Origin of the sequence: Nostoc sp. UHCC 0252, assembly GCF_034931145.1 — a bacterium.
GTDB lineage: Bacteria > Cyanobacteriota > Cyanobacteriia > Cyanobacteriales > Nostocaceae > Nostoc.
Window position 1 is genome coordinate 35,320 of record NZ_JAYGHE010000012.1, and the last position, 12,650, is coordinate 47,969.

Genomic DNA, 12,650 nt, shown 5'->3' on the forward strand with positions numbered 1-12,650 from the left:
AAATACTGTATTACAGGTGGAAATTTATGAAATTTAGCGTCGTCATCAGTACTTATAATCGCTTGAACTTGCTGAAAAGAGCAATTGAGTCGGCTTGGAACCAAACTATTGAGTGTGAGGTGGTTGTTGCTGATGATTGTTCTTCTGATGATACCCAAACATATCTTAAAAGCTTAGGGGACAAGGTTGTTTACCATCGCAATGAAGTTAACCTTGGCCATGCAGCAACGGTAAATGCTGGAGTTGGCAAGGCTAGCGGCGACTGGATTAAGTTTCTAGATGATGACGACTATTTAGCGCCCAACTGCATAGAAGAGATGGCTAAGGCGATCGCACTTCGTCCTGATGCTGTAATCTGCTCTTGTGTGGCTGCTCAGGTGGATGGTAATGAAGTTGAACTCAGTCGCACCCCACAAGTAGGCCCTGGTTTAGCTTTTTATATCCCACAAGCTGATATTCACTACGGTATGCTTTTGGAGCTTGTACCATTTGGTACACCTGTACAAGTAGCTTGCCGACGTGATGCTTTTCTCAAAACTGGTGGTTGGGACTCTACCCTTGATGCTAACTGTGATGATATCGATTCCTGGATTCGGATTGCTCAGTTTGGCGATGCTATTTTCTTGAATCAGTCTCTTGCATACCGGACTATTTGGCCTGGTGCATATAATCAAAAGTTTTCTTTGTCTCGGCGGTTGGCGACAAATATTTTGATGAAAGAAAAAATTTATGCCTTGGTAAATGAGCAACATCGCTCAAAAATTCCTCTGCTTCAAGATATCAAAAATTACCTGAAGCTCCATTGGAGTTTAGTAGCACTGAAGCAAAAAAATATCAAGAGTTTTCTTTCAATGATAGATCCGTCTATACTTTCTCCTCAGTCTTGGAAGTTTTTGCTAACTGCTGCCTCATCACGCCGCTCTCAAGGACAAAATTCTGAGGTTCGCAAGCTTGTATTAATTGAGCCGTAAATTTTTAAGCGTTGGTGATGGTTTTTGCTGTCAAAACTTAGGCGTTTATTTTATAGGCATGATGATTTTGTAAAGATTTTCACCCCTGTTATCTCAAAAGCAAATCTGAATTAACTGCGATAGACGCTTTTAAAAAGAACGATCACTCTTTTTAGCTCTGCCTAGTCTATTGGATACTTATTTATGTGTCCAAACTAAAAGGGATGCTTTTGGTGAGATGTAACAAGGTGCAGTGGTTGAAAAATTCTTTAGCTAGTGGAGCGATCGCTTTGTTTGGAAGGCCCGACTTGATTGGATAGCTAGGCTATCCAATTGTAAAACAAGCCGATCGCGCTTAGATTGCTTCTGTAACAGAAATAATCAAACATCTGCTTTCGTCTAATTGCGGAAGACAGCGAGTATCTATTGTCATAGAATAAAAATGTAAGGTGTCTACACCCGGTAAGTAAAATTCTAAATACAGTTTGTAAAAGTCAGAAAGTTATTTAACTCTGTTGTTGTCCAGGAATAGCAGTAAATTGGGAGAGTGTAGCGGTGTCCACTGCGATCGTGATTTTTACTCATGAGTTTGAGCAGATTCGGCAAAGAAAAATCAGCCCATCATCGAATTTTGAGCAATTAACAGCCAAAATTCGTAAGTTAACCCATAGAGTTAAGCAGGAGTGGAGCAATATTTCTGTTGAAGACCGCGAAGGGCTAAAAGAGTTTGCGTATGATTGGCTCGAACCATCTGCAAAAGGTGTGTTTGGTTTAAAGAGCAAAATTTGGTCAAAAATTTATCTATTGTTTTTAGTCGTAACCAATCAGACAGAAGCTTTTATGTCTTGCATTAAAGCTTTAGATACGCTGGTTGACACTATTTTGGATGCTGTTGAGCGTCAAGATCCCAGTTATCAAGCGGTTTTATCTGATACTCTAGAACAATTGTACTCAGGTACAATCCAGGGCAAAGAGTTAAAGACGGAGGAAACCCGTGACTGGTTGCGAAGCATATCGGATAGAGCAATTAGAGAGGTTTGAGATTAGCCTCGAAAAGTTAATTAAAAGTCACTACCGTAAAAATGAAAGAGCTAGGAATTCTTTTTTGGAGTTAGTTAATGACTATATTGGTCAACTCCGCGAGAATCCTAGCTCTAATTCATTTTCAGACGACGAAGGTTTTCCCAAAGGAACGTATAAATCAGATTTTAAATTTAGAAAAATTCGATTTAGAGCGCCTGAGTTAGATGGAGCGGCAAAGAAATGTCGCTTCATGTATGTGGTTAACGAGGCAAAGCGCGTTGTTTATCTGTTATGGATATACACCCACGAGGAATTTCGCACAAGACCGTCTGACGACGATTTAAGAAGAGAATTTGTAGGCATTCAACAAGAGCCAGAGCAGGAACAAGTCTAACCTCCTGAAAATTATTCATAACCCCACCCCCGCAACCTGACAATCATTACATTAATTTCGCCGCATCATCTTGGTAGGATTAGCCCTTTTAAGGTGGGATGCTCCCATTGCTGCTTTTGGTAAGACATCAGAATTTTGGAGTTTTACCCCGATTTATCGAGCTATTGCTGAATAAGTCTTTAAAGCTAAGTGGCTAATTATAAACGCTCTTATTCAGTAGCTAGTGTCAATTTACGCAGTACTGACTACTTTTGAGTTGTCGTTGCAGACCTCAATAATTATGTTGATTTATACTCAGTTACTTATCTTTATTTTTTATACATATCTCAAAATTTATGCGAATTATACATATTTTGAACCACGTTCAAGAAATAGGTAACGGGATTGTGAATGTGGCTGTGGATCTGGCTTGTTTACAGGCAAAATCTGGCTATGAAGTAGCGGTTATTTCTGCTGGTGGTGAATATGAGAAATTACTAAATATATATGGTGTTAAACACTACCAATTAGACCAAACTAGAAAACCGATAAGTATTATTAAAGCGGCTGTGCGTTACCGGGCGATTGCAGCTGAATTTCAGCCGGATATCGTTCATGCTCACATGATGACGGGGGTAATTTTAGCACGCATCTTTAAAGGCAATAAATATACTTTAGTTTCCACAGTTCACAATGAATTTCAGCGTTCTAGTTTGCTGATGGGTTTAGCTGATAAGGTGATTGCCGTTAGCAAGGCGGTGCGAGATTCTATGGCGAAGCGGGGTATCCCAGAAAACAAGCTGCGAGTAGTATGCAATGGAACTTTAGGCAGTCCCCGCACCCGAAAAATACAAGATTATCAACCATTAGGGTTACAGCGTCCAGCGATCGCTACTGTAGCCGGAATGTATCAACGCAAAGGTATCGCTGAGTTAATCGCTGCTTTTGAAAAAATTGCCCCAGATTTCCCCCAAGCGCACCTTTATTTGGTAGGGAATGGCCCTGATAAACAGCTATTTGAGGCACAAGCACAAGCAACTTCCGTAAAAGAACGGATTCATTTTGAAGGCTTCCAGGCAGAACCTCAACGCTACCTGATATCTTGTGACATATTTGTGTTGGCTTCCCACCGAGATCCTTGCCCTCTGGTACTTTCAGAAGCTAGGGAAGCCGGAATTGCGATCGTTGGTACTGAAGTAGATGGAATTCCTGAAGCTTTGGACAATGGGCAAGCAGGTATTTTAGTACCAGCAAAAGATAGTAATGCTTTGGCTGGGGTTTTAGTGCAATTACTGAGTAACGCTGATATGCTGCATGAGTGGAAAAATCGGGCAAATCAAAACCTCCAGTGGTTGAATGTTGCCCGCGTTCATCAGGAAACATTGGCGGTGTATCGTAATTGAAGGGAATTGGGAATTGGGGACAAGGCGAAAGACTTGTTGTAAGTTCTAAACTTTTGTCCCCTTGTCCCCTTGTCCCCTTGTCCCCTTGTCCCCTTATCCCCTTATCCCTCTGCCCCCTGCCCCCTGCTCCCTCCCCAGTCCCCAGTCCCCAGTTACAGAGGATGATAAACTGCGTTAACAGTGTAGCGATCGCTTTAATTTTAAAGCTACACCTAAAGCACCAAGGGCCACTACACCCAAAACATTAGTTGACTCAGGAATGGCTGTGTAATAAGATGCCACTCTAATAGGCCCATCTCTATCTGTTTGCCCTGGTGGTATTGGTGGAACGATTCCACCACCTGGGGCTAGATTTGGTAGTGTAGCAAAGGGATTATAAAACAGGCTTCCGTTTGGAATTACGCCACCACTAAAAGTAATAGTGCTACCACTGATGGTAATGTCTGTAAAAATATCCTTTAGATCAGGGTCGTTGGAGTAACCAATCCTTCCATCTCCATTAACATCTCCCCACTCCACAGGCTCATTATTATATGACAGCGTTTTTAAATCAAAGACTAAGCTTTCGATATCGTACCCAGTGTTATTTAGAAAGTTATTAGCTACATCTGGAACACCATATTCTATTACTTGCCCTGGTCGAAAATCTGTAAGAATTCTTGGGTCTCTCGTGTCGAGTATGTCTTCATCTTGAGTCGTCACAGTGGTTTCTACCAAGATAACGGCTGTCGCTGGTGTCAAAGACAAAAAACTAATTCCTGCTGCTCCTAAAAGAGATAAGGCTATTTTGGTTACTATTGTCATATTTCTGTCCTCATTCATATTGATTGAGAGAATGTCATATCACGTCGGTTAAATCAAACAGCAAAACCTCACTTTTAAACTACTATGTATTTGCTAGATAAATAGCAGTTAATATGTGATTACTCAGTGAGTTTACATATACTCGTATGTTGATTTATAAAGCAATTCTTGTAATGCTTCATCACAATAACGAGTAATTTCACGCAATCTTTATAAAAAATCTAAATTAGAACTTATTAATTGACAGATTAGACACTATGTGAGCTTAAATACAAACAATTTAAGTGATTACTAAATGACCCATCGAACTCAGGTTAAATTAACGGTAAGGGCGTACACCTGTACGCCCCTCTTAAAATACCTGGTTTTATGTAACTTAAATGCTCATTAGCTTATAAGTTTTTTGGTAAATCCGTGCAAACGGCTTAACGCTGGCTTCGCCCAATTTCCATCCAACAAATCATGTAACAGAGTGTAAAAACAGGGGATGATAAACAGCGTCAGCACTGTTGCCAAAGACAAACCCGAAAATACTACTACGCCTAATGGTTGCAGAAATTCTGAGCCTTCTCCAATTCCTAAAGCTAGGGGAAACATACCTAAAACAGTGGTAATAGTCGTCATTAACACTGGTCGTAGGCGTTGAGGTGCAGCTTTCAAAATGGCAGTTTTCCGGTCAACTTTTTCCCGTTCCCGAATTTGATTCGCCAATTCCACCATGATGATGGCGTTATTGACCACAATACCCACCAGCAAAACTGCACCGACAATCACTGTCGCGCCAATGGCAGTTTTGGTAATGTAAAGCCCGAAAATTCCCCCAGCTAATGCCAAAGGAATTGTAAACATAATTACTAGCGGATCAATGAGGGAATTGTATTGCACCGCCATCACCACAAACACTAGAAAGGCGGCTAATCCACCTAAAACTTGCAGTGAACTTTGCAGCTGCTGATTAGATTCAGCTGCTGCACTGGGTAAGATGGTAATCCCTTCAGGTAAATCTATACTATTTAGTACCGTATTCACCTGTTCTAGAGCCTCACTAAGGCTAGCTCCCTCAGTTAAGTTGCCAGCAATTAATAAAACCTGACGCTGGTTAATTCGCTGAATTTCTCCCGGCGCTTGAGCTTCGGCAATTTTAGCAACATCGCTCAAGCGGATTTGGCGATTGTTATCTACGAATAAAGGCAACCTTTCTAATTGAGAAGGTGCTTGTACTGATGCTTCATTCAACTTTACTCGGACATCGACTAAACGGTTGCCGCGTTGCAACTGAGTTGGGATACTGCCTTCGATCGCAGTTTGAATTGTTTCTCCTATTTGTGTAGCAGTTAGCCCTAAAGCTGAAACCCTTTCCCAGTCTGGAAGAATCTGAATTTCTGGCTGGCGATCGTCTGCATCAGGACGAAATCTCGCTAAGGTAGCTTGTTCTTCTAAGGCTGTTAGTACCCGACGGCCAGCTTCTTCTAAATTATCTACGTTACTTCCCTGAATGATCACGTCAACATCAGCACCACGGACGGGAGAGTTGTTGAGAATCAAACCCCGCACTTGACCAGGATTAAGGCGCAGACGAATTCCTGCTAAATTTAACTTGTTCAACTCTTGAGTAACTCGTTCTGCATAAGCTTGCACATTAGTACCTGTTTTCAGGGTAATGTTGCTGGAAGCTCGTAAGGCATTAGCATTGGTAGTGTTGCCAAAGAGAGAGCCACCAATTGTAGAGAAAACATATTCTGTTTCTGGCTGCTTGCGGATAATCTCATCCACTGCAACCATTACTTTTTGGTTGGTTTCTAAAGGTGTACCGGGAGGAAACTGGGCATTTAAATTGGCTTGTCCGGTGTTGATGCGGGGGAGAATTTCTTGGGGAATTTGCGGAGCCATCCACAAACTACCGCCACCGAAAAAGATAATAGCGATCGCTACTGTAACCAACCGCCAGCGTAATATCCCACTTAGAAAACTGCTATATGCCCTGGTGGAATCATCAAAACGGTTATTAAACTGCCGTAATAGCCAAAATCTGCTTAAACCGCTAGAAAACTTCCATGACAATAAGCGGGACGCAAGCATCGGTACAACGGTAACAGCAATTAAAATTGAAGCCGCTACGGAAAAGGTGATGGTGAGAATTAACTCATTGAATAGTAGTGCGATAAAACCACCAATCAGCAGAAATGGTAATACTGCTACCAAGTTCGTACTAGTAGAAGCAATTAAAGCTGATTCTACTTCTTGGCTACTCTTTTCTGCTTGAGAAATTAATTGTTGCGAATTTAAGCGGCTTTTATTATCCTTACCGGGAGTCATCCCAGCACCCTCGGCGATGTTCTCCAACATGACGATGGAGTTGTCTACCACAATACCCACACCCAGCGCCAAACCACCCAAACTAAAAACGTTGATAGATAAGCCAAATAATCCCATAAAGATGATAGCAGCGAGGGTTGCTAAGGGGATGGCGAGGACAATGATAAAAGTTTGTCGGAGAGAACCAAGAAATAACAGAACTGCGATCGCTGCTAGTGCAGTACCGATCAACCCAGAACTGGTAACATTCGAGATAGAGTTACGAATAAATCGTGACTCATCTAAGGTAGGCGTAAGAATTGTTCCTTCAGGAATTAGACCGGATTTTCGCAGTTCTTCCAAACGTTTTTTTACACCCTCGACAACGTTGATGGTGTTTGCATCCGGCTGCTTTTGAATGCTGACTTTTACAGCTTCTTTCCCGTTGAGTAAGACGTACACTCGTTGCTGTTCTGAGCCATCAATGACTTCGGCGAAGTCGCGCAAATAAACGCGACGGTTGGGAGTAGTGGAAGTGGATGTAGGGGTAGATGACGTAGATGAGGAAGTTGGGGAAGAAACTTCAAAAGAAAGATTGCTGATTTCATTGGCATCTTGGAACCGCCCGACGGTACGGGTTAACGGTTCAGCATTCTGCCCTAAAATCCGACCGCCAGAAATATCTATGTTGCGATCTCTAAGTTCATCTAGCACATCGGTTAAGCCTACACCCAAAGCTTGTAACCGATTCAAATCAATATTGACCCTAACTTCTTCTAGAACTCCTCCCGATATGTCTACGCCTGCAACTCCAGATACAACACTTAGTTCGCGGGCTAGTTCTTCTTCGGCAAAAACGCGCAAATCCACGCCTTCGAGGGAAGGTGAAGTTAATGCCAATTCGTAAACGGGTAACTGGGAAGGATCAACTTTAAATAAGCGCGGTTCTTCGATGGTTTCTGGTAATGTGCTTCTAGCCCTGTTAAAAGCAGCCGTAGCATCATTTAAAGCTTGGTCAATATTGCCGCCTGGTTGAAAGTACAGATCCAAATTTATCCGTCCCTCACGAGTTTGAGAAAAAATCTGGATCACGCCCTCGGTAGCACTAAAGGCTTCTTCCAGAGGTCTTGTGACTTCATCAACTGCTACCTCCGGGGAGATTCCAGGCGCTTGTATTCGCACACCAATCCGAGGGTAAGTAATTGATGGTAGTAAATCAACTGGTAACTTGGCGACAAAAAAGACACCCATCACTATGACTGCTAGCGTCAGCATCAGTGTCCCGATGTGTTGGCGGATTGATGTGGCACTGATACTAAATCCGCCACTTTTGTTTACTTCTTGCATTACCGTCCCTTCACTTCAATTAAAAAGGCAAAATGAAAAATTCTCAAAATTTTGAATTTTTAACAAACAGAATTCAGGAGTCAGAATTCAGGAGTCAGAATTCAGGAGTCAGAATTCAGGAGTCAGAATTAAGAACTTAATTGTCTGTGACTGGGCGGATAGCGCAGCGTCTCGTAGAGAGAATCTTAATTCTGACTTTTTCTTCAATTTCCTTTAGGGACTGCCTCTGCTTTTTCAGAAAGAATCGATAAACGTACAGCGTCTCCATCTTTTAATGGTTGACCACTGCGAACAACATAGCGTTCTCCCGATTGCAAGCCAGATAAAATTTCTACTTTGCCATCGGCTCTTTTTCCTAATGTGACAGCACGCGCTGAGACTTTCGCATTGCCTTCTGTGCCTTTGACCACAAATAACGTCCCAGCAGGGTTTTCTGCCCCGGCGGTATTAGCTGCGTTGGGCAAAGGAGACGACTGTTGGTTCTTATCTGTAGTCTTGGAGTTATTACTGCGTGCTTGTTTCTGGATAGCTGTTTGTGGCACTACTACGCGCTGTTGAGTCTGGTTTTCAAAGTTGACTCGCGCCAGGAGTCCACTGCCAATTTTGCCTTGAGCGTTGGGAATCACGACTTCTACAGGTATTAAGCGAGCAGTAGCATCGGCGGCTGGAGAAATGCGCGTAACTCTCCCAATTAATGTTTCGTTGGGGAAGGCATCTAAGCGCACTTGTACAGACTGTCCAACCTGAATTTGCGCTAGTTCTAATTCGGAAACTTGCACAACAACTTTTATACGATTAAAATCGCCAATTTTGATGACTTCATTACCTGCTTGCAGCAGATTGCCCGGTTCTGTCACCTTTTCTGTAACTATGCCAGTTATGGGAGATGTCAAGCGGGCGTAAGACCTACGTTCTTTGACTTGGGCAACCAATGCCTGCTGGGCCAAGACTCTACCTTGGGCGGCGGCAACGGCTTGCTGTTCTGTACGGACTTGCTCTTGGGCTGCCCGCAATGCTTGGGCTGCTGTTTGCGCCTGGGTACGTGCTTGTTGGGCAGTTTGTTCTGCGATCGCTCCGGCTTGGAACAACCTCTGTTGCCGTTCTGAATCTGCCTGAGCTTGCACAACCTCTAATCGCGCTCGTTCAACGTCTGCGCGAGCATTGCTTACCTGATTGGTTGCCCTAGCTACTTCTGATTTCAGGGCTGCTAGTTCTGCCTCAGCTTGCTTTAATTCGGTCGAAAGTATAGCATCATCCAACTGCCCAACGTTTTGCCCTTGCTTTACTGTATCGCCCACATCAAGGTTCAAGGTTAACAAGCGGCCTTCTACTTGCGATCGCAGTGATACAATCCGAAAAGGTGTTGTATTACCTGTGTACTCTAGTTGTTTTTGCAGCGTCTCAGTTCGAGCGATCGCCACATCTACAGGTGTTTCCCGACTACCTTCCCGACTACCAGGACTCTGAGATTGTGCCTCGGCTGATTCTTTAGGCGAGGAGCCGCAACTTGCCATCAGCAATCCGATACCGACCAAACAGGGAATTAATAAACTTCTTACATAAGTGGAGGAAAAAAAGTAAGTGGAGGAAAAAAAGTAATTTCCGCCTTTCCTTCCATCAGTTGTACAAGTACTGTTTGCAAGAAGTCTACTCTTTAAATCTGCGTAGGCGCAACCCGCCGCAGGCATCGCTACCTCAGTCTTCACAACTGAATCTAACTGGATATCAATTAGTTGATTAGCGACTACGGGATCTTCCATTTCCACCTGTTTGTGCGGCTTATTTTTATCCAAAATCATTCATTTATCTCCTATTTGGGAGCTTTTGGGGTTAAAAAGCCGTGTTTTACCAAGCAATTTTGATAGATATAATTAACAAAAAACGGTGAGAATGAATAAGCTGTCTGACAGTAATTTTTGGTATCAAAAACTACTGTTTTCCCACAAAAATCGAACACTTCTCACCGCTCTACTTCTGACGCAGAGGTAGATTAATCTTCTTGCAGTTAACAAATTATAAACTTAGTATAAATATTTTGTCAGTTTTCTAGAATCTACCCATAGGAGAAATCTGGCTTTTTCTAAAGATATGATTTTTTCTCCTTATCACTATTTTAGCGGAATTACAATATTTTTATTTTTTTTACATATTTATGCATCCTAGCATAAATGCGAGTATTTGCTGGTGTATCCTGGTTCATTAAGAATATTAAAGATTTATTACTTTATTGTGTCTATAATGTAGTGGAAAACACTATTTCTTCTTACCCCCCTTGCGTAATATGGCAAGAAACAGGGCGATAAGTACCATAGCGACAACAGGTAAGAATGAACTTTTTTACCAAAAATATACTTGCATTAGGTGAGGAAGGTAAGACGTGACATCTTTGTTCAAAATTGCACAAACTACTGATGAATCCGAGATTTCGGAGTTTTTCCAAGAATCAGTCGGTAAGTGGCGATCGCAACGACGGTACTACACCCTACCGAAGGGAGAAACTAAGGAGATAGAAAGTATAGTTACAATTAATTTTCTAGAGCAGGGCTGTGATGAACTGCAAAAACTAGCTCAGATGCACGATTTGTCTGATGCAGGCAGCTTAATCTGTGGTGCAGTAGTTGTTTGGGAAAGTACGGATGTATTGAAGACAAAGAAAGAATCGCAAGGTTCAACAATATTTGGAGTGAAGGGAAGTACCTTGTACCGCGATCGCGGTTTTGCTATATCCAAACCAGTCACCGCCCAGTATTATTTCTCCAACCCCAAAACACTGTGTTTGCGAACCGAATACAACGGTTCGGTGTTTGAAGAAGAGTTAAAGCTAATTGGCAGTCAATACCGCACCAGGCAGACTATTATCTCTCGTGCTGGTGAGCAGTTGATGATTGGTCAATATTTAGAAAATAGAATAGATTAGCTTATCGGGTGGGTGTAGCTGGCGGCTATAGCCTTACCCGTTTTGGAACTACCCAGCATTTAGCTATCAAGTGGCAATATAACTTTTTATAACAGTTTTTCCAACTTTCCCCCAGAAAGTAAATTGCCATGTAACAATTGGGAGTGAAATGAGAATTAATTCGGCGACAGTGTTTGATTTTAGTATTGACAGGCTTTTCCCTTTTGGTATTACAGACTTCTCTCCGAAATCTAAATCTCTACAAACTTATGATTTTGGAGACATTTGATGTCAATTTACGTTGGTAACCTCTCCTATGATGTTACACAAGATGCGCTGAGTACTGTTTTTGCAGAATATGGTTCTGTAAAGCGTGTCCAGCTACCTACTGACCGTGAAACAGGCCGTTTACGCGGCTTTGCTTTTGTGGAAATGAGTTCAGAAGACGAAGAAACCAAAGCCATTGAAGCCCTTGATGGTGCTGAATGGCTGGGTCGTGACCTTAAAGTAAATAAGGCCAAGCCCAGAGAAGACAGAGGTGGTTCCTTTGGTGGTGGTAATCGCGGTGGCGGTGGCGGCGGCTACAACCGTGGTGGTGGCGGCGGCGGCCGCTACTAAGCTAAATAGGCGAAAGTTATTTAGTTGAATATAAAAAAGGCTCAGGCAGAAATGCTTGAGCCTTTTTTATAAAAAACTTTACTTCTGGGACTGACAAAAATAAATTATCCAAAATTATTTGTACATTTGTCGGTTAGCACAGCTGTGCTAACTAACAATGGAATGTTTTTTAAGAGTACTCCAAGTAAAAAAATGCTCAATTGTCATTGCGAGCGAAGCGAAGCAATCCCAGCCCTTGCGATTGCTTCGCTTCGCTCGCAATGACGGGTTTTGGATCATTTATTTTGTGGAACACTCTAACTGGAAGTCCCTCTAATTTCGCACTAAATAATTTGACCTATTTATCGAACAGAATTCAGAAGTCAGGAGTCAGAATTCAGCAATGTTTTCTGCATGACTGGCGGATGAATTAATTGGGTTTAAGACCCCCACTAAATTGAAAATTTGGTGGTCTTCAATCCTGCGTCGGTCTGAATCCCCGATTGATTGATTCTGACCCCTGAATTCTGACTTCTGAATTCTTCTTCAATTATTAGTTCTTTAACCCGATCGCGTGGTAAGCCTAACTCCTGACTAAGAGCAGTTTCAAGTTTGCTTATATCTGTTATTGGAAATTCAAATAGGATCGTTGTGATAACTGAGTTGTTTGTTCTAACGTTCACCCGTGAAATTCCTTTTTGGGGGAGAATTTCCACTTTGATCGCGACTATCCTTTTCATAATCTGTCGTGCCGATTGGGTATCTGCTAGCAGATATTTTTTAGTGGTGTTAGAGCGACTTAAAATCCGATCTCCTACAAACCCGCTCCCCAGCCAAAAAACTAACCCAATCAACGGCAAGGAGAACCAAAACACAAAGCCTAACGATCGCAACACTTGAAAAAGTTGAAGTTGCTGCATGGGGTTAAGTGTTTACTGTCACTTTTGCGTCATCCTTTTATC

Annotated in this window: 10 protein-coding genes; 6 read left to right on the forward strand and 4 right to left on the reverse strand. The window is 42.3% G+C overall.

Annotated features, from left to right (window positions below; all coding sequences use genetic code 11):
• The first annotated feature begins 26 nt into the window (after positions 1-26).
• The 4 genes from VB732_RS10320 to VB732_RS10335 all read left to right on the forward strand — a co-directional run bounded on the left by VB732_RS10320 (position 27) and on the right by VB732_RS10335 (position 3,749).
• A complete protein-coding gene (locus tag VB732_RS10320; RefSeq protein WP_323230737.1) occupies positions 27-971 on the forward strand; it encodes a glycosyltransferase family 2 protein in 945 nt (314 codons plus the stop codon).
• A 534-nt stretch (positions 972-1,505) separates the two neighbouring features.
• Positions 1,506-1,991, forward strand: a complete 486-nt coding sequence (locus tag VB732_RS10325; RefSeq protein WP_323230738.1) for a hypothetical protein — start codon at positions 1,506-1,508, stop codon at positions 1,989-1,991.
• Positions 1,945-2,367 carry a hypothetical protein gene (locus VB732_RS10330; protein WP_323230739.1) on the forward strand — a complete coding sequence of 141 codons (423 nt, stop codon included), beginning with the start codon at positions 1,945-1,947 and terminating at the stop codon, positions 2,365-2,367. Before VB732_RS10325 ends, VB732_RS10330 begins: the two co-directional genes overlap by 47 nt.
• Positions 2,368-2,702: 335 nt before the next feature.
• Positions 2,703-3,749, forward strand: a complete 1,047-nt coding sequence (locus VB732_RS10335) for a glycosyltransferase (protein WP_323230740.1) — start codon at positions 2,703-2,705, stop codon at positions 3,747-3,749.
• Positions 3,750-3,923: 174 nt separating this feature from the next.
• Here VB732_RS10335 and VB732_RS10340 read toward each other — a convergent pair whose 3' ends face one another.
• From VB732_RS10340 to VB732_RS10350, 3 genes are all read right to left on the reverse strand, one after another.
• Positions 3,924-4,553 (reverse strand): hypothetical protein, encoded by a 630-nt coding sequence (locus VB732_RS10340; RefSeq protein WP_323230741.1) that lies wholly within the window; start codon positions 4,551-4,553, stop codon positions 3,924-3,926.
• Positions 4,554-4,940: 387 nt separating this feature from the next.
• Complete coding sequence (locus tag VB732_RS10345; protein ID WP_323230742.1) at positions 4,941-8,195, reverse strand: efflux RND transporter permease subunit; 3,255 nt, start codon at positions 8,193-8,195, stop codon at positions 4,941-4,943.
• Positions 8,196-8,398: 203 nt separating this feature from the next.
• Positions 8,399-9,994, reverse strand: coding sequence for an efflux RND transporter periplasmic adaptor subunit (locus VB732_RS10350; protein ID WP_323230743.1), 1,596 nt, complete (start codon positions 9,992-9,994; stop codon positions 8,399-8,401).
• Between the two features lie 578 nt (positions 9,995-10,572).
• On the opposite strand from VB732_RS10350, the gene VB732_RS10355 reads away from it, so the two are divergent.
• Both VB732_RS10355 and VB732_RS10360 read left to right on the forward strand, forming a co-directional pair.
• Positions 10,573-11,112, forward strand: coding sequence for a phycobiliprotein lyase (locus tag VB732_RS10355; protein WP_323230745.1), 540 nt, complete (start codon positions 10,573-10,575; stop codon positions 11,110-11,112).
• 267 nt (positions 11,113-11,379) lie between these two features.
• The gene (locus VB732_RS10360; RefSeq protein WP_323230746.1) at positions 11,380-11,709 is read left to right on the forward strand and encodes an RNA-binding protein; all 330 of its coding nucleotides are present in this window, start codon (positions 11,380-11,382) and stop codon (positions 11,707-11,709) included.
• Between the two features lie 431 nt (positions 11,710-12,140).
• Here VB732_RS10360 and VB732_RS10365 read toward each other — a convergent pair whose 3' ends face one another.
• The gene (locus tag VB732_RS10365) at positions 12,141-12,608 is read right to left on the reverse strand and encodes a hypothetical protein (RefSeq protein WP_323230747.1); all 468 of its coding nucleotides are present in this window, start codon (positions 12,606-12,608) and stop codon (positions 12,141-12,143) included.
• Positions 12,609-12,650 lie beyond the last annotated feature (42 nt).

Bases quoted from the DNA above. Each gene is read 5' to 3' on its own strand.
- VB732_RS10320 (WP_323230737.1), top strand. From the start codon at position 27: ATGAAATTTAGCGTCGTCATCAGTACTTATAATCGCTTGAACTTGCTG.
- VB732_RS10365 (WP_323230747.1), bottom strand. From the start codon at position 12,608: ATGCAGCAACTTCAACTTTTTCAAGTGTTGCGATCGTTAGGCTTTGTG.
- VB732_RS10360 (WP_323230746.1), top strand. From the start codon at position 11,380: ATGTCAATTTACGTTGGTAACCTCTCCTATGATGTTACACAAGATGCG.
- VB732_RS10340 (WP_323230741.1), bottom strand. From the start codon at position 4,553: ATGACAATAGTAACCAAAATAGCCTTATCTCTTTTAGGAGCAGCAGGA.
- VB732_RS10345 (WP_323230742.1), bottom strand. From the start codon at position 8,195: ATGCAAGAAGTAAACAAAAGTGGCGGATTTAGTATCAGTGCCACATCA.
- VB732_RS10350 (WP_323230743.1), bottom strand. From the start codon at position 9,994: ATGATTTTGGATAAAAATAAGCCGCACAAACAGGTGGAAATGGAAGAT.
- VB732_RS10335 (WP_323230740.1), top strand. From the start codon at position 2,703: ATGCGAATTATACATATTTTGAACCACGTTCAAGAAATAGGTAACGGG.